The organism is Oceanipulchritudo coccoides (assembly GCF_010500615.1).
Lineage (GTDB): Bacteria > Verrucomicrobiota > Verrucomicrobiia > Opitutales > Oceanipulchritudinaceae > Oceanipulchritudo > Oceanipulchritudo coccoides.
The window spans coordinates 886,599-903,172 of record NZ_JAAGNX010000002.1; the positions used below are offsets into that span (position 1 = coordinate 886,599).

Consider the following 16,574-nt stretch of genomic DNA (forward strand, 5'->3'; position numbering starts at 1 on the left):
TGTCTTAACTCAGGATCCTTTCGGACCCATTGGCCTATCGCTTGCCAAAATTTCTGTGCATAGAATGCCCAAAATTTAGCATTTCGAGCAAGGGGAAAGCACTTGTTTTTAATACTTTTTTTACAAGATCACAAGATTTGTAAAAAAACTTAACCCATTGTAATTCAGGGAGTCGCGGGTTGGCCCGAACGCTTACCGAGCCCAGCCTTTTTCGCCTCCAGAGCCTCTTTCATCTCCTTGAAGACTTCTTCGCGTTTCTCGACAAAATCGGTGATCCATTCTCTAAGGAGCTTGGATTGATCAGGGGCGGACAAATCAGCCAAGGCGCTTCGTTTCCGGTCTCGATCCACTTTCCTTTCGGCGAGCCAGAACTGGGAAACATCCGGTTTGTGGATCCCGGGAACGAGTCGGCACAAAGTCTCAATTTCCTGACGCAGCTCATCCGTCATTTGCGTCACCTGTGAAATTCTGATTCGCATGGCTTCCCGCTCCGCTTCAGACATTTTCTCGATAAATTCGACGGTCTGCCGGAGCTTCTGCAACTTCTCCGGGCTGAGGGACAGCAGTTCCTCCAGCTGTTTGAGCTGTGCGATCAACTCAGACGGATCCGGCAGGTTGGGTGGGGGCTGCGGGGGCGGATTGTTGAGTATTTCCGGTGGAAGGGGTGGTGGAGCTTGCAGGGGGGCGGGTTTCTCTTGAGCGATCGAGGCGAGGCCCGATCCCAAGAGGGCAGCAGAGAGAATCAAGGAAGGAATTTTAAGGAAAGGGCACCCCATGAGTATTACTCAAAAAGGAAAGCCAGATCATCGACCGACTGCAAGCGAGACATGTCCGAGGCGCCTTGCAAATTGGCCGCCAAGGCGAAGATCCGGGTAATTTCCGGGTCGTCGGAAAGCGCTGCAGGGCTCGAAATGACGACTTGTGCCTCTTGAGGCATTGGCGCTTGCGGGGCCTTGTTCTGAAAGCTGAAGAAGGCGATCCCGAGGACTAATGCCGCAGCCACAGGGGTGAGCCACTGGAACCAGATGATCTTTTCCTGATCCTGCTTTGGTTCGATTCGTGCCCGGACCTTTGCCACCATCTGTGGATCCCCGAGTGTTGGATCCTGGGCAAACAATGAGTCGATCCTTTGCTCAAACTCCGTATCCTGCGCCGCAATTCTGTTACGGATACGGCTCAGCATGCCGGGCCTGGCTTGGATTCGGCTTTCCGAGAGCCACTGCTCAAAGGCCTGCAAATGCTGTGAATGATCTTCGGGTGCTTGTTTCATTGAATCTACTTGGTTAAACCAGATCTTTAAGCTCTTGTTTCAAAAATTGTCGTGCCCTGAAAATCCAGGTCTTCACGGCGCTCTCATTGGCTTCCATGACATTGGCAATTTCCTGATAGCTGAGCTCCTGTTGCTTCAGAAGGAGAATCGCCGTCCGCTGCTTTTCCGGAAGCTTGTGCAGGACCTGCTCAAAGGCTTCCTCGAGCTCGGAATAGCGCCGATCCTCCCTGTCGCTGGAGATTGCGTGCAGGTCTGCGGGATCCCATGATTCAAGGGGCTTGGCCTGGCTTCGACGGTATTCGTTGATGAGGAGCCGCCTCGCAATTTGGAAAAGGTAGGTACTGAATTTGGCCCGCGGTTCATATTTCGGGGCAGCCCGGTAGACGCGGACAAAGACCATCTGGGTCAGGTCTTCCGATTGCTCGTAGGATTTGAGCGAGCGGTAGAAGAAGTTGATCAACGAGGATTGCCAGCGTTCGACAATCTGATCGAAAGCTGCCTCGTTCCCATCCCGGAGTCTTAGCATCAACTCCACGCTCGGGTCGTCCTTTGGAGGATTAGCCGCCATTAAGGGTATCGGGGAAGGTCATACCCAATAAGAACGCTATCGATCAGTGAATGTTTCAAGGGAAAAGGTAATGTCGGGCAAATCCCTTGTTCGGATTTGCGATAAGTCTCCCTCGGGATTTGACGCCCGATTGTCGGATGCCTAACTTGCGATGGTTAATTATTCCTACTCTTGTCCAGTGAAGTTTGTTATTCAAGTCAGTCTATTGCTTCTGGGCGCTGGCCTGCTAGCTGGTGTGCATGGGTTGATTGTGGGGAGCAGCGGGTCTTCCCATGCCCTGGCAAAGCACGGACTGGAAGTTGATGAAGCGATTGGGTTGGGGTCTGCCTTATGGGTCGACGCCCGCTCGCCTGAGGCATTTGCAATTGGGCATTATCCGGGGGCCTACAATATCAACATGGATAACTGGATGGAGGGGGTAGGCCTTCTGCTGGAAGCCTGGGATCCCGGGGAGAGCATTATTGTTTATTGTGATGGCAGCAGCTGCTCTGCCAGCCGGGAGCTGGCTTACCGGATACGTTCCGAGCTGGGTCTGGAGCCCGCCTATTGGCTAAGAGGCGGGTGGGAAGCGCTTGAAAGCGAGAAAGGCGTGCTGGAATGAGCCGCTTGATCTGGGTGGTGCAGGGCTTCATCAGCCTGTTTTTCTTCTTTTCGGGCATCTCGAAGCTGCTTGATCCGGCGGCCTTTTCAATGGCCATCGAGCGGTACCAACTCGTCGGTGGAACGCTGTCCTGGGCGATAGCCCTTTGGCTTCCCTGGTTGGAATGCATGTTGGCTGCCACCCTCTGGAGCAGGAATTGGCGACTCCCTTCCCTTGCCCTCCTGATTGGCATGATGGGGGTTTTTCAAATTGCCCTGCTAAGTGCCTTGCTTCGCGGGCTGGATATCTCGTGTGGCTGCTTTGGCACGGAGGTCGAGTCCGGGGTGTTGTTTTCGTTCATTCGTAATTTTTTCCTTCTTGGGGCAATATTACTGGTCATGCTGAGAAGGCCTTCGACAACATGAAAACCCCGGGTGGTTTCAGTCCTGAAGATGAGGCAGCTTCCGACTATCTGGGAGGAATGGCTAATCGTGATGTGGAATGTTTGAAGGCCCTTTATACGCTGTATCATCGACCTTTACTGTCTTTGATCCATTCGGTCATGGGCGACTCGGGTGGAGCTGAGGAAATCCTTCAGGATGTGTTTGTCCGGGCTTACCGGGATGCGGGACGTTATGACTCAGATCTGGGAGCGCCCTTTCCGTGGTTGGCGACAATTGCCAGGCGCATGGCAATCGACTGGCTTCGCAAAAAACAGAGACGTCCGGGAATTGTCGATCTTGAGAGGGAACAACCCGAGCGGGATGCTGACAAAATCTTTGCAGCGAATGAAAACCATCCACATCAGCAAATGGAGCTTCGCCTCATTGCGGAGCATCTTGAGAGGTTACCCGAGGGCCAGGGACAGGTTCTCCGGATGGCTTTCCTGCAGGGGCATACACATAGTGAAATTGCCCAAATTCTGGGCAAACCATTGGGAACGGTTAAATCCGATTTGCGTCGGGGCCTTTTGCAGCTGAGAAAAGACTACTTGGGAGAGAATGATTAACCAGCAAACAGAGGAAAGGGCTTCACTCTACGTGCTCGACCTGCTTGAGGGAGAGGACCGGGTCCTGTTTGAAAAGGAGCTTAAGGAATCCGCTGAGCTCCAGCAGTTGGTGAATGAATTGTCCGCAGCACTTTATGACCCTTTAATGAAAGTCAGGACACCTGTCCGGCCTGATCTCCTCGAAAAGGTTGTCCGCAAGATTTCCGTGAAGGACGACACCGTTGTATCTTCCACCAAAAGCGACCCCGCTCCAGTTCCCTGGACCTATATCTGGGCCGTGGCCGCGTTGATTCTCCTTGGAATGAATTTGCTTCTTTTGTTCCTTGTCAGGGATCAGGCCGCGATTCGTCCTGATGATCTTGTCGCTGGCGGTGAGCGTGACTACACGGATCCAGCAGGCGAGATCTCCGGTGAGTTGGGATTATCAGAAGAGGAGCGCACGATTCTTGAAGCACGGATTGCCCGGCTTGAACAGGATCTGGCCTCCAGCGAGGAGAACGCCGACTTGTACCTGAGTGAACTGGAGAAAGCGGGAGAGAGGGAGTCTGAGGTCAGTCGCTACAATGCGGAATGGCAGCAGGAATACGCCCGTCTGGCAGCGCGAATTCTGCCATTTTTTGAGCCAAATGACGGGCTTGGGCGGTTCACGGTGATTGAAATGGTGGATAGTGAAGCCTTTGCAAATGATCTTCCAAGGCGTGGGTTTGCTGATCTGGCGGGCCGTTTCCTGACAGGGGAAGGTAACATTGCCGGTGTCGGGACCGAGGAATTTGTGGGGCCAGTCGTCGAAGGGGCAGGTATCCTCTCCGCCACCGCGGATCCCACTCAACCCGGGCTAACCCCGATTGCCAGGGGGACCCCCACAGTAATGGCGGACAGTCCGGCGCTTCCCGACACTGCGATGGGTCCTGAAGCACCCCAGGCTGCTGTGCTGAACGAGGAACCCACAGGATTTACCGTTTGGAGAGATGACGAGCAGAAAGGCTTCCTCGATTTATACAACTTACCCGAATTGGATGAAGGACAAGAGGCTTACTTGTGGGTGCGTTCGAGTGAACTGGATCCCTATGTCCCGGTTGGTGTGGTTCCACAGCTGGATAACGGAACAGGCTCCATCTTCTATTCAGTTGACGAGCCGAATTTTACCCCGACGGAAATCCTCATTACTTCTGAGGAAGCAGGGGCGGCCGGATCAGAGCCTGGGAATACGGTTATCTTGCGGGGTCCCTGAGGGGGCCTAGAACAGCCCGATTGAGGCCAAGCCGATCAGTCCGGCAAGGATCATCGGGATCATGCCGGTCAGTAGCGGTTTTCGAAGCTTTTTATCGCCCAGCCAAAGGGCAAAGCCCGTTTTGAAAATGGTATTGGCGATCGCCCCGATAAGAATACCCTTCGCCGCACGCACCAGCGTCAGTGCGCCCTCCGATTGCTCATTGGTCAAAGTCAGGGCAATGGCATCCATGTCCGTCAGACCGGAAATGAAAGCCACAGGGTAAAAACCGGAACCTTCACCCCAGCCGCTGACGGCTTTGATGAGGAATACAATGAGACCGTACAATAACGCGAACTTGATTGCGAGCTTCATGGAAAGCGGATTGCTCAATTCAGGCAAATCCACTTCCTCCTGCCGCTTCCTCGAGGGAAGGGTCCGCCAGAGAAGCAAAGCCGTGGTTGGCAATGCCATGATGGTCATCGGCGTCAAAATTTCCCAGAAAAGCTGCTGGTTCAGGGCAAGGATAATCAGGGCGACGCGCCCGATCATGACGGTGTTGGCAATGATGATACCGAAGGCGAGGGTGTGCGCAATTTCCGGGGTGTCGCGGCTGTTCCGGGTCAGCGCAAGGGTGGTGGCGGTTGACGAGGCCAGCCCTCCGGCAAGTCCGGTTACTGTAATACCTGCCCGGGTGCCCAGCAGGCGGACGGCAACATACCCGACAAAGCCAAGCCCGCTGATCAAGACCACCATGAGCCAGATTTTATATGGATTAAAGGCGTCCAGCGGGCCAAAGCCCTGATTGGGAACAAGTGGCAGGATCAGCCCAGTGACGGCAAGGAATTGGAGGAGGCTGAGGATATCTTCATTGGTGAGGTTGCTCGTCCACCGATGAACAAAGGGTTTTGACGCGAGAAGAATGCCAATAGTCACAGCAATCGCCATGGCAGCCTGCAATTGCTGCCAGAAAATAAGGGCCCCGACGAGGAAAGTGAGGATTGCCGCGCTGTAACTGGTCAGTCCAAGCCCGCGATGAGAGCCCTTGTCCAGGGTGTTTGCAGCGATGAGGAATATCCCGAAAGTGGCGAAGGAAACCGGAAAGAAAAATGGGGCGTGCACATCATGTACGTAGGCGGAAAGAAATCCGACTAGTGACCACAGGGAAAAAGTCCGAAGGCCCGCACTTGATTCAACGGGTTCCTCAATGTGCGTATCTGACCATTGCCTGATCAGGCCGATTAATGCGCCAACGCTCACCCCGACAACAAGCGAGTGCAGAAAAGTCAGACTAAATTGCTCAACTTCCATAGACTGTAATCCGCCAAGGGATTAATCTTATCTTGAATTGATCGCAGCTGGCAAGGTCAGCTTCGTCCCGTCAGGGGAGGTTATGACCACCAAGGCTTTGCCGTCTTCTATCAACAAATCGGAGAAGAGCACGCCGATCTGTTTATTCAGGGCGGATCCCTCGGGAATGAAGACGGAATCAATAAAAACTCCCCTTGGGTTTGTTGAAGCGGTAAGGGGTTGTTCCTGAAGGGCGCTCAGGAATTGCTGCAGGCTTGTTCGGGATGCTTCGAGGCTTGTCCCTTCAAGGCTGGTTTCGGTTTTAGCAGCTTCGGTATCCGTTCCTGCACCCTTTGCCAGAAGGTTCACAGGAATATCTCGTGGGGCAATACGATTCAGGTCATCACCAAAGGGATCGTAGGTCCTCAACAGGAAGATCATGGCGGCACAGATAATTGCAGCGGGGACGATGATAATAGCTAAGCGGGCAGCTGGTGAAAGGCGGCGTTTTTCCTCCTCATCTTCCTCATCCTCCTCCTCCTCGTCATCAAAGTCGTCCGACTCATCGCCGAAATCTTCAGGGGGCATTTCCCCGATTTGCTCGGGAGTCAGTGGAATGGGCTCAACTGGCACGGGCTCTTCTTCCGGCTCCTGATACGGTTGTGCTTCCGGTGCCGGTGCCCAATCTTTGTCCTCACTGGGCTTAATCTCGGTATCCTCAATGACAACCCGCTTCAGTTTAAGCTTCCTCGCTTGGCTCTCATCAATGGGAGTGCCTTTGGAAGAGTCAGAATCGGAATTTTCGTGGTCAGAAGGACTTGGTATGGATTTGTCCGGCATAATCTTTAAATTTTATGGAGGAATTTGAGATATTTTCAACCACAAGTCCCATCGGCCCCTCAAGGGAATCCCCGGCACGGTAGGTTTTGTTCCGCTGCGCTGATTGGTCGTAAATGAGGACACGTGTCCCTCCGGACATGATTCCCCTGATTTCGAGTTCCATCAGGCGTGCAATGACCGCCGGGTCGGGTGGTCTTGGCGGCTGCTGGGGCTCGGGTTCTTCAATTGGCTCTGGTTCCGTTTGGGCCACTTTGGCAGGCGCAATTGCCTCGGCGGGTGCTATTGCTTCAGCGGGCGTAGCCTCTTCTGATGGGGATCCTGCTTGGGCCAGTTCCTTTGGGTCGGGCAGTGCTGCCTCGGGTTCTGCAGATTCTGCCACCTGCGGAGTGACATTTTCGGGCTTCTCTTCTGTCGGGCCCAGGATTTGCCAGACAAAATAGGTGCTCAGAAGGATGGTGAACGTGCCAACCACGAAAACGGCTAGGATGAAGCCCCAGATAAAGCTCTTTCGGTCCTTCTGCGGCGGAGGAACATAATGCCCCGGATTCTCGGAGGGAGTTGTCCCTGGGGGATTTGACGCTCCTTCCGTGGGGCGCTCACCCTGTGCCTTTTTCAATGCTTCATTAATCAGACTCATAGCTTTTTAATATCTTTGACCGCGCGACGCACATCCCACCAAGTCACCATGTCCTTGGACCTGACAAAGGCAGAAAGAAGGGATTTATCGCAGAGATTGTTGATTATTCTGGGGATGCCCTTCGAGTGTTTGAAAAGTTTTCCCATCGCCGCCTTGGTAAATTCAGGTCGTCCATTTGCGCCGGCAATAATGAGCCTGTAGCGGATATATTGTTCCATCTCATCCCGCGCAAGGGGCTGCAGGTCGTAGTGGACGAGGATGCGCTGGCGAAGTTGGCGCAGGCTCTTGTGCTGAAGTTTTTCCTTTAGCTCGGGTTGCCCGATGAGGATGATTTGCAGCAGTTTCTGGGTATTTGTCTCAAGATTGGAAAGGAGCCGGATGTGCTCCAGGGCCTGAAAGGTCATGTTCTGGGACTCATCAATTATAACGACGATGTCCTTGCCTTGATCAATCAACTTGAGAAGGAGTGCATTGAGCTGCTCGAGGCATTCCTGCCGGGATTGCTTCACTTTTTCCACTCCCAATTCCCTCAGGATCGCCTGCAAAAGCTGCGTTTCCGAGACACGTGGATTCAGGATCAATGCCGTTTCAATGGGCCGGTTTTCAATCTCATTGAGCAGGTAGCGGCACAGTGTCGTCTTTCCACATCCTACCTCGCCGGTCAGGACGATAAATCCCTTCTTTTCGTTGATCCCGTATCGGAGATGCTGGATGGCCTCCTGATGTCTTGGCGAAAAGAACAGGAAATGGGGATCGGGCGTAATATTGAAGGGCATTTCCTTCAGGCCGTAGAACTCCTTATACATGATCCTTTACAGATTTGCTTTGAGACATCACAGTTATGCTTACGTTTTCATTGGACGCTAATTTAAGCGATACTTTAATTGTCATTCTGCAGTATGCTACGCTGGGCCTCAAGAATTCTTCTTATACTTTTGATTGTTATTTTGTCTGGAGTGACGACCGCCCTTTTTCTCGTCTGGTCCCAGACCCGGCGAGAGTATGCAAATTTCGAACAGCGGCGTGCTGAGGCGGAATTGCGCCTGACAGCCCTGCGTGAGGAGCGAGAAGCCAAGGAGGCTTACCTACGGGCATTCCTCAGCGAGCCTGACTTTGTCGAGCGCGTCATCCGTGAGCGCATGGGGTACATCGCCCCCGGGGAAATTGTCTTTCGATTCGAAAATCCCTGATTGGTTGGGAAATTTCTTTTCATCGTCGAAGCTCTTCGCAAGATGTCCGGCTTATGACGCAATTGTACCAATCAGAGAGGAAGCGATTCGAGGAGCGTGGACAGGGCCAGGTCTTTGCCCATGCGGCATCATTGGATTCAGTCGGGCAGGAAAAGCTCTGCGCGGATACGCAATTGATCGATCTGGATGAGATTGAGTCTTTGGTGGATACTCTGGTCCGCAACCATGGCACCGAGGCCATTTCCTTCGAAGGGCTGGAGCCGGCACCGTATATTTCGCATCCTGTGCACGGTGGGGACAAGGCTGAATGGGACAGGGCAAGAGCCAGCGGTGAAGCGGCCTTGCGAGCTGGAAAGGTAGCGGCTTTCACTGTCGCGGGAGGGCAGGGAACCCGTCTGGGATACGATGGGCCCAAAGGAACCTTCCCCGTGACACCAATCCGAAAGAGGCCGCTTTTCCAGGTGTTCGCTGAGAAGCTTCTCGCGGCTGGTAACCGTTATGGAGTCGCTATTCCATGGTACATCATGACGAGCTCAATTAACCATGAAGCGACCGTGCAGGCATTTGAGGAGGCCGGCTTTTTTGGTCTTGAGCGTGACCAAGTCAAATTTTTCTCCCAGGGCCGGATGCCAGCAGTCGATTTTGAAGGCAAGATCCTCCTGTCCGGGAAGGATACCGTCGCCATGAGCCCTGACGGGCACGGCGGGTCGCTGCGGGCTTTGGTCCGGAGTGGGGCCATTGCGGACATGAAGGAGCGAGGGATTGAGGCCATCAGTTACTTTCAGGTGGACAATCCGCTTGTGCAGGTCATCGATCCGGCCTTTATCGGGTTTCACATGGATCATGGCTCTGAGATGTCGAGCAAGATGATTCCAAAGGCATATCCCGGGGAAAAAGTGGGCCACTTCTGTGTCCAGAACGGTAGGACCCTGGTCGTCGAATATTCAGACATGCCTGAGGCAATGCAGGAAGAGCGGGACAGTTCCGGTCAGCTGCGCTTTCTGTCGGGAAGTATTGCAATTCATATCTTGGATGTGGGGTTTGTCGAAAGAATCGGTGGAGGAAAAGCCGGGGTAGGGCTTCCCTTTCATCGTGCGGACAAGAAAATCCAGACGGTTGATGCCGATGGAAATGTCATTGCTCCGGACAAGCCGAACGGGGTGAAGTTTGAAATGTTTGTCTTTGATGCTTTGCCGTTCGCCAGTAATCCGGTGATTATTGAAACGCTTCGTGAGGATGATTTCAGTCCAGTGAAGAATGCCAGTGGGATTGATTCCGCGGAGTCTTGCCGGGATGACCAACTGCGCCAATGGACGCGCTGGCTCAAGGCCGCAGGCATCGTTTTGCCGGCAGACTCAAGCGGACTGCCGGAAATTGTCTTTGAAATCAGTCCACTCTTTGCTGATTCGGAACAAGCATTTTTGGAAAAGTGGTCCGCTATCGCGGATAAACCTGAAATTGTCGCCGGTACCGTGCTGGCTTAATCCAACTCGAAAGAACCGAACTATGAATACCGTGGAAATGATCAAAGCGGCTGGCGCCGAAGGCAAGTTGCTCGAGACAAGCGTTAAGAACCTTCTTGATTGGACGACCGGCGACTTTCTTCCGGATTGGGCCCTCGATAGTATTGAGGAACTGGTAAAGGAAGAGCAATGGGACGAATTGAACGACCGGTTTTACCAATTCCTCGCCTTCGGGACAGGAGGGATGCGCAACCGTACGATCGGCAATTACGTGACTGGGAGCGAGCGTGGCACGCCAAATGAAATGGGCACTCCCAGCCATCCTGCTGTCGGGACCGCCGTGTTGAATGACTTTAATATCATCCGGGCAACAGTCGGTTTATACCGTTATTGTGATCGGGTCCTGAAGGAGAGAAACGAGGCAGCACCGCCACGCTTGGTCATCGCCCACGATGTACGCCACTTTTCCCGTTATTTCTGCGAGTTGACTGCCTCCACATGGACGCGCCTAGGCGGTGAGGCATTGATCTTTGACGGCCCGCGATCGACGCCACAGCTCAGCTTCACGGTCCGTAACAAAAAAGCCACTGCCGGGATTGTCATTACGGCGAGTCACAATCCATCACATGATAATGGATACAAGGTCTATTTTGAGGACGGGGCACAAGTCGTCTTCCCGCATGCGGAAGGAATTATCAACGAGGTTTATCAGGTCAAGATGGACGAGACTCCGGCATTCCTTGAAGTGGACATCTCTACCGTTGAGGTGATGGGTGAGGTTGAGGACGCCGCCTATATGAAGGTTCTGAAGGAGAGTCTGCTCGACCCGACTGTTTTCAAGCAGGCCTCGCCGAAAATTGTCTTCAGTCCGATTCACGGGACGGGCGGTATTTCCGCACCGGTCGCACTCGAATCAGTCGGCCTGAAGGTGGATACGGTGGCTGAGCAAATGGTGCAGGACGGGCGATTCCCTACGGTCAAATCCCCCAATCCGGAAAACGCTGAGGCCCTTAACATGGCTATTGAGCAGGCAAGGGAAACTGGAGCCGATATCGTTATGGCTACGGATCCGGATGCTGATCGCATGGGCGTCGCGGTGCGAAACGCTGATGGGGAACTGGAACTCTTGAGCGGAAATATGATCGGGTCGCTCATGGCAGCCTTCCGGATTGAGAAGATGAAGGCCATGGGAATAATTCCAGAGGCTGGCACGCAACGCGCTGCCCTGATCAAGACTTTTGTCACCACGCCGTTACAGTCTGCTATTGCTGCCAAAAACGGGCTCAAGGTAATCGACACGCTTACTGGTTTCAAATGGATCGGGGAGAAGCTCCTGCATTACGAGGAAGCCTTGAAGGAGAAAGTTCTGGCCGCCGAGGGAAGGGTCTTTGACTACGACAATGCACCGCTTGAGGAGCGCCGCAGGCTGCTGCTGGAGCATAGCACATTCTACGTGTTCGGTGGCGAGGAAAGCTATGGGTACATGGCCTCCGACCTTGTACGCGACAAGGATGCCAACGCCGCGGTGCTGATGTTCGCGGAGATGGCAGCCACCCTGCAGGCGGAGGGGAAGACCATCCTTGATTATCTTGATGAGGTGTATTTGAGATATGGATACTATCTTGAAGATGTAATTAACATTTACTACGAGGGAGCCAGCGGTGCTTCCCGCATCTCGAATATCCTGAAGTCATACCGGAGCAATCCGCCCTCGGAGATTGCCGGCTTTCGCGTGACTGGATGGAAGGATTTCGGGACACAGACCTTGCACGACGCTGACGGAAAAGAAATTCCCAAGCAGGACTTCTACTTTATCGAACTGGACAACGGCTACAGTTTTGCGGGTCGCGGAAGCGGAACGGAACCCAAGATCAAGTTCTACATCTTCGCACACGAGGAAGTCACCCAGCCCGGTGACCTCGCCCCTGCCAAGGCGGCGGCAGCCCGGACAATTGAAAAGATCAAGCAGGCGATTGAAGCGGACGCGCGCGGCAGGGCAGGCGAATGAGCAAAACAGATCAATTCGCAATTCCCTTGTTCGCCCTGGTCGACAAATCAAAAGTGGATCTCAGTCAGCCGTTGCCGGAATCTCTCGGAGAGCAGCTTGCCCTGTATCTGGAAGGGCAGTTCGGAATCAAGTCCCTGTCTTCCCGCCTGCTTCTCTTCAAGGAGGACCCTTTTCTCGTCCTGCATGATGTTTCGAGCGAATGTCTGCCGCAATTGTGCTCACTCGTCGATGTGCAGCGGACTCAGCTATTTCGCTATGAGCGGACCGATGAAAGCACCGTGACCCTGGTTCCCTTAAACGTGAAAATCGACTAGTCCAGCGTTCAAGCCAGCTTGATCAGGTCGCGGGTTGCCGGGATGTCACGGATAATCTGGTCTGGATCCGGACCAACACCGAGATAGCGGAGGTTTGGAAGGTCCGCCTGGGTTTTCTCGAGATCACCAATGGCAACTTCCAAAGTCGCTTTCACCATTGCGGCGACGTATCTTTTGGCGTTCAAGGGCAGGTTGTCGAAGGTTCGTACCTTTGATATGTCCTCTTCCCAACCGGGGACCTGTATGTAAACAGGTTTCAGGGAGCGATGCGTTTCCATGTCCCGTGGGACATGCTTGATAACGCTGCCGTCCGGTTTGCGATAACCCGTACAGATGAGGAGTTCCCCGCCGGGCAACCAGTCGCCTTCGTAGGAGAGAGCGTCGATCTTATTGATGTTAATATCCGTACATCCGCCATACCGGATGGCATCTCCTTTTTCAACCGCGTCATACCAACCGACCATGCGCTGGCGGCCGGTGGTTGTTCCATACTCAAGCTTGGAAAGTTTTTTTCCGAGTGGATGATCTTCCGGGAACTGGCATAGAAAGATATGCGTTCCTACCTTTGTGTCATAAGCCTTGCACACACCCAGTGTGTGCGCCGGCTGGAGCGGCATGCCCGAACTCAGAAAGAATTCCGCGGGAAGCGTGTGGGAGGCTGTCACGTTCGGCGGAAACCCGAATCGTTTGTCCAGCCAGAAGGCCTGTCCAAATTCACCAATGATGTATTTGCCAGCGGCAAGTGTCTCATGCAGCTTCTCGCGGACGTCTCCAATCTGTTCGCGAAGGGTCTGCCCTGCGCTCCAGTAGGCCTCGACCAGTTCTTCCATGTCCACGGAGTAGGGTGTTTCGCCACGGAAGCGGCTGAAATCAAAGTCTGATTCCTTGAAAAGGCCTGCATCGATGAGCCCGCGGTTGGCCCGAGTCTCAGCCGCAGTCAGTGTATCGAAAAATAATGACAATTCTTCCTCGGGTACCCGGCAGACATGTTGGAGTGTGCGAAGGGCACGGTCCATCCGGGCGCGTATGCGGGCGGAAAATGTTTCCCGGTCCAGAAGGAACTCGTAGTAGTAAACCGGAAAGTGGGCTGTCTCGTCGGAATATGAGGGAGAAATGCCCCGGCCGGTGGAGCCGCGCTTTTCCTGCCCCAGGACATTGACCCTGTACCATTCCCATCCGAGGTCCAGGAGCCGGTGTGAAAGGTCGCTCACCATGGTGCGTTGATCTATCAACAGGCGGCTGCGGACATCATAGCCATTATGTTCAATATAGGCGCTTTCCCAGATAAACTTGTGAGGATCAGCGACCACGCCGCTTCCCACTGCAAGGCAGCCGACGCTGCGTTCAACAACTCCGGCAGGGAAAAGGTTCAGTTTAAGCCCGCCGCTGGTGTGGCCGGCGTTGGCCCCTCCATTGACCTTCACAACGACCCCAACCGGATCAGGTGTTCGTGTCTGCGTGACCAGTTCCCGGATCAGCTCCGGAATGAGGCGGCCTTTGCCTTCATCCCCCATGCTGATGCCCGTGTCCAATAGAATGCGACTCTCAAAAGGTGTCAGTGCCATGTCTAAAAAGGCTGAGGGAATCAGCCCCGCTGATGGAGGCAAGGATATCTTTGGTAATGGTGCTCAGGATGGGACTTGAACCCATACACCTTTCGGCACACGCCCCTCAAGCGTGCGTGTCTACCAATTCCACCACCTGAGCATTTATTTCCTTGGAAGAGACAGCAATTTGGAACCCTTCTCCCGGAGTGCAAGATTTTTTTGGGATTTTCCTGAGGAGGATTCCGCAGACCTGTTTGAAGTGTGCTTGACCTGATTACCTATTTTTTCGTGAATACGCCTTCTCTCGCGCATAATTATGGCCGAATCAAGTGACCAAAATAAAAAAACTGAGGAATCAAGTCTCGATCTGAGCGGGCTTTCCTCAATCTCCCTCGGCCCTGATTGGGTCAGTGGGAAAAAACGTAGTACCGCATTACCACGTGAAAACAGGGATCAGGGCCGTTCGCGGCCACAGCGTGGTCCCTCCCGCGAACCTCGGAAGGATCGCCGGGGAGCCGCTTTCCGACGGCCCGATCGTCAGGAGTCCGGCGGGCGCTATGAACGGCCTGAACGAGCTCAACCATTTGAGCCGGTCATTGCCGCGGACTTTTATCCTGAGGAGGAACCGTTTAAAGTATTAGGGCAGGCAATCCGTAATTCATACCGGACCTTTGAACTGTTTGAGATTGCCCGGCTGATTCTTGAAAAACCGGACCGCTTTGTTTGCGTGGTGCGGGATCCTGCCCAAAAGGAAGGCGAGACGGCTCTCCTTCATGCGTCGGTTCCCGATGGCCTGCCTTTCAAGTCCGAGGAGGAGGCCCTTAGCCATGCTGTTCGCCATTACATGGGCGAATTTTTCAATCTGGAAGAAGTGGAGGGGGAAGCCCCTTCGGGTGCTTTTCAGGTTGTGCACAAATGCGGCATGACTGGTGAGTTGCTCGCACCACCGAATTATCACCGGTACCAGGCGATCTGCCGTGAGCACCATGCTTCCAAACTGGCCCATGTCTCCTACTCGAAATTTGAGCAGTCCATCGAAAGCTCCAGGGAAGAGGAAGACATTCAGAAATGGCTCGAGCAGATGAAAACGCAGACGCGCTTCACCTGGAAGGAAAACTCTGAAATCGTTTTCAATAATCGTGAGGATGCCCGTCTTTATCTGGTCACTGAGGCCAGGGATAAACTGGTCCGGCCGGCTTATTCAGCTCGATTTTCGGGCAAGGCGCTGGCCTTGTTGAACCCGCAGGATCCCATTCGCCGCTCGGTTGAGTATCTTGCGGAGGGCCAGAGGAGATTTCCTCTCGATACGGCGAACCACCTGAGGGGTCGCCTTCGTCGCATGCATTTTGCCGTCTACAAGCGCGGGTCAAAGGGCATTTCATATGTTTGCGCCGTCAAACGCCGGTTCAGGAAACCCGACGAGGTCCTGGCTGACAATCTACAAGAGCTGATCGATTTTCTTGAAGCCCATCCGAATTTTCCGCTCAAGGATTTGCCCAAGGCTTTCCTCGGCATTGATCCGGCTCATAAGCCTGATTCTTCAGCCGCGGAGGCGGCCAAGGATGTAGCGGAAGAGGTGGCAAAGGAAATCGGGGAACCGGAAGTCCCGGTACCAGCCCCTGTGGCGAAAAAAGAGGTGTCCGAGGCAGAACAATCCGCCCTGAAGCAACTGAAAATTGATCTGCATTACCTTGTCTCTGAAGGCTATGTGACTGAATTCAGCGATGGCCGTCTGTTCGTTCCGCCCATCCGGGAAGATGAGATCCGGCATTCCGAGAAGGAAAAGCAGGAAAAACTTCAACCGACTGAGGAACCACCAAAGCCGGAGGAAAAGGCGGAAGCGCCCGAGAAGGCTGCAGAACCCGAAAAGGCGGAAGAACCCGAAAAGGTAGCAGAACCCGAGAAAGTAGAAGCGGTCGAGGAAGTGGAACCGGAGCCAAGCGCTGAAAAGGTTGAAGCGCCCGCAAAACCCGAGCCACCTGAAATACCTGAATCCCCAGACGCTCCTGCAAGCCCTGACGAGGCCACTCCACCCAAGCCAGAAAAGACCGAGTAATGAAATCCGAAGGGACCATGAGCGATCGGGAGACGACGCTGCTTGAGATTAAATCAAGGGTCCTGGAATTTGTCCGGGTGCGTGATTGGGAGCGGTTTCACAGTCCGAAAAACCTATCCATGGCACTTGCTGCGGAGGCAGCTGAACTGATGGAGCATTTTCTCTGGGACACGCCAGAGGCCAGTATTGAACGGGCGGAGAATGAGGCTGTTGCGGACGAGCTCGCGGATATTGTCATTTATGCAATTGAGTTTGCCAACATAACCGGAATCGACTTGTCCAAAGCCATTGAGAACAAGATGGCCAAGAATGCTGAGAAGTATCCCGTGGAGAAAGCCCGGGGTAATGCATTGAAGTATACTGACTTGTGATTTAGCACGCGTAATGAACCACTCCCGCAACACACTTCTGATTCTTCTTGTTTGCTCGGTCATGTCCTTGCTTCTTGGACCGGTGGTGATCCTTATGGGGGCTTTGTCGGTCAATTCGGCCTTTATTGGAGGGGCCCTATTAATCATTGGAGCCCTTGGACTTTATGCGGGAATGAAAGCCCTCGATCCCGGTGAATGAGCAACTGGTATTTCCTGAAATT

General features: G+C 53.7%; 19 protein-coding genes and 1 tRNA gene. 11 read left to right on the forward strand and 9 right to left on the reverse strand.

Features of this window, described 5'->3' with window-relative positions; all coding sequences use genetic code 11:
* Window positions 1-164 precede the first annotated feature (164 nt).
* From G0Q06_RS09495 to G0Q06_RS09505, 3 genes are read right to left on the reverse strand one after another with little or no spacing between them, the layout of a single operon-like run.
* Window positions 165-776, reverse strand: a complete 612-nt coding sequence (locus tag G0Q06_RS09495) for a hypothetical protein (protein WP_163965005.1) — start codon at window positions 774-776, stop codon at window positions 165-167.
* Between the two features lie 5 nt (window positions 777-781).
* Entirely contained in the window at window positions 782-1,270 is a 489-nt protein-coding gene (locus tag G0Q06_RS09500; RefSeq protein WP_163965008.1) for a hypothetical protein, read from the reverse strand.
* Window positions 1,271-1,283: 13 nt separating this feature from the next.
* Window positions 1,284-1,838 carry an RNA polymerase sigma factor gene (locus G0Q06_RS09505; RefSeq protein WP_163965011.1) on the reverse strand — a complete coding sequence of 185 codons (555 nt, stop codon included), beginning with the start codon at window positions 1,836-1,838 and terminating at the stop codon, window positions 1,284-1,286.
* Between the two features lie 178 nt (window positions 1,839-2,016).
* Here G0Q06_RS09505 and G0Q06_RS09510 point away from each other — a divergent pair, with 178 nt between their 5' ends.
* Genes G0Q06_RS09510 through G0Q06_RS09525 form a run of 4 tightly spaced genes read left to right on the forward strand, consistent with a single transcriptional unit; the run spans window position 2,017 to window position 4,658 of the window.
* Window positions 2,017-2,439 (forward strand): rhodanese-like domain-containing protein, encoded by a 423-nt coding sequence (locus G0Q06_RS09510; RefSeq protein ID WP_163965014.1) that lies wholly within the window; start codon window positions 2,017-2,019, stop codon window positions 2,437-2,439.
* Complete coding sequence (locus G0Q06_RS09515) at window positions 2,436-2,843, forward strand: MauE/DoxX family redox-associated membrane protein (RefSeq protein ID WP_163965017.1); 408 nt, start codon at window positions 2,436-2,438, stop codon at window positions 2,841-2,843. Before G0Q06_RS09510 ends, G0Q06_RS09515 begins: the two co-directional genes overlap by 4 nt.
* Window positions 2,840-3,427, forward strand: coding sequence for an RNA polymerase sigma factor (locus G0Q06_RS09520; protein ID WP_163965020.1), 588 nt, complete (start codon window positions 2,840-2,842; stop codon window positions 3,425-3,427). The genes G0Q06_RS09515 and G0Q06_RS09520 overlap by 4 nt, the downstream gene beginning before the upstream one ends.
* Window positions 3,420-4,658, forward strand: a complete 1,239-nt coding sequence (locus G0Q06_RS09525; RefSeq protein WP_163965023.1) for an anti-sigma factor — start codon at window positions 3,420-3,422, stop codon at window positions 4,656-4,658. Before G0Q06_RS09520 ends, G0Q06_RS09525 begins: the two co-directional genes overlap by 8 nt.
* Window positions 4,659-4,664: 6 nt before the next feature.
* Here G0Q06_RS09525 and G0Q06_RS09530 read toward each other — a convergent pair whose 3' ends face one another.
* Genes G0Q06_RS09530 through G0Q06_RS09545 form a run of 4 tightly spaced genes read right to left on the reverse strand, consistent with a single transcriptional unit; the run spans window position 4,665 to window position 8,210 of the window.
* Window positions 4,665-5,948, reverse strand: a complete 1,284-nt coding sequence (locus G0Q06_RS09530; protein ID WP_163965024.1) for an MgtC/SapB family protein — start codon at window positions 5,946-5,948, stop codon at window positions 4,665-4,667.
* A gap of 27 nt (window positions 5,949-5,975) precedes the next feature.
* Window positions 5,976-6,767 carry a hypothetical protein gene (locus G0Q06_RS09535; protein WP_163965027.1) on the reverse strand — a complete coding sequence of 264 codons (792 nt, stop codon included), beginning with the start codon at window positions 6,765-6,767 and terminating at the stop codon, window positions 5,976-5,978.
* Entirely contained in the window at window positions 6,736-7,404 is a 669-nt protein-coding gene (locus G0Q06_RS09540) for a hypothetical protein (protein ID WP_163965030.1), read from the reverse strand. Before G0Q06_RS09540 ends, G0Q06_RS09535 begins: the two co-directional genes overlap by 32 nt.
* Window positions 7,401-8,210, reverse strand: a complete 810-nt coding sequence (locus tag G0Q06_RS09545) for an ExeA family protein (protein WP_163965032.1) — start codon at window positions 8,208-8,210, stop codon at window positions 7,401-7,403. Before G0Q06_RS09545 ends, G0Q06_RS09540 begins: the two co-directional genes overlap by 4 nt.
* 129 nt (window positions 8,211-8,339) lie before the next feature.
* On the opposite strand from G0Q06_RS09545, the gene G0Q06_RS09550 reads away from it, so the two are divergent.
* Genes G0Q06_RS09550 through G0Q06_RS09565 form a run of 4 tightly spaced genes read left to right on the forward strand, consistent with a single transcriptional unit; the run spans window position 8,340 to window position 12,379 of the window.
* Entirely contained in the window at window positions 8,340-8,594 is a 255-nt protein-coding gene (locus tag G0Q06_RS09550; RefSeq protein ID WP_163965035.1) for an FtsB family cell division protein, read from the forward strand.
* A 53-nt stretch (window positions 8,595-8,647) separates the two neighbouring features.
* The gene (locus G0Q06_RS09555) at window positions 8,648-10,078 is read left to right on the forward strand and encodes a UTP--glucose-1-phosphate uridylyltransferase (protein WP_163965038.1); all 1,431 of its coding nucleotides are present in this window, start codon (window positions 8,648-8,650) and stop codon (window positions 10,076-10,078) included.
* Window positions 10,079-10,100: 22 nt separating this feature from the next.
* Complete coding sequence (locus G0Q06_RS09560) at window positions 10,101-12,065, forward strand: phospho-sugar mutase (RefSeq protein WP_163965041.1); 1,965 nt, start codon at window positions 10,101-10,103, stop codon at window positions 12,063-12,065.
* Window positions 12,062-12,379, forward strand: coding sequence for a hypothetical protein (locus G0Q06_RS09565; protein ID WP_163965044.1), 318 nt, complete (start codon window positions 12,062-12,064; stop codon window positions 12,377-12,379). The genes G0Q06_RS09560 and G0Q06_RS09565 overlap by 4 nt, the downstream gene beginning before the upstream one ends.
* Window positions 12,380-12,387: 8 nt before the next feature.
* Here G0Q06_RS09565 and G0Q06_RS09570 read toward each other — a convergent pair whose 3' ends face one another.
* Complete coding sequence (locus G0Q06_RS09570; RefSeq protein ID WP_163965047.1) at window positions 12,388-13,944, reverse strand: adenylosuccinate synthetase; 1,557 nt, start codon at window positions 13,942-13,944, stop codon at window positions 12,388-12,390.
* 57 nt (window positions 13,945-14,001) lie between these two features.
* Window positions 14,002-14,086: transfer RNA gene (locus G0Q06_RS09575), tRNA-Leu, on the reverse strand.
* 156 nt (window positions 14,087-14,242) lie between these two features.
* Here G0Q06_RS09575 and G0Q06_RS09580 point away from each other — a divergent pair.
* The 3 genes from G0Q06_RS09580 to G0Q06_RS09590 are packed head-to-tail and all read left to right on the forward strand — an operon-like array spanning window position 14,243 to window position 16,552.
* A complete protein-coding gene (locus G0Q06_RS09580) occupies window positions 14,243-15,982 on the forward strand; it encodes a hypothetical protein (protein ID WP_163965050.1) in 1,740 nt (579 codons plus the stop codon).
* The gene (locus G0Q06_RS09585) at window positions 15,982-16,353 is read left to right on the forward strand and encodes a MazG-like family protein (protein WP_238710469.1); all 372 of its coding nucleotides are present in this window, start codon (window positions 15,982-15,984) and stop codon (window positions 16,351-16,353) included. Before G0Q06_RS09580 ends, G0Q06_RS09585 begins: the two co-directional genes overlap by 1 nt.
* 13 nt (window positions 16,354-16,366) lie before the next feature.
* On the forward strand, window positions 16,367-16,552 hold the full coding sequence (locus G0Q06_RS09590) for a hypothetical protein (protein WP_163965051.1): 186 nt from the start codon (window positions 16,367-16,369) through the stop codon (window positions 16,550-16,552).
* Window positions 16,553-16,574 lie beyond the last annotated feature (22 nt).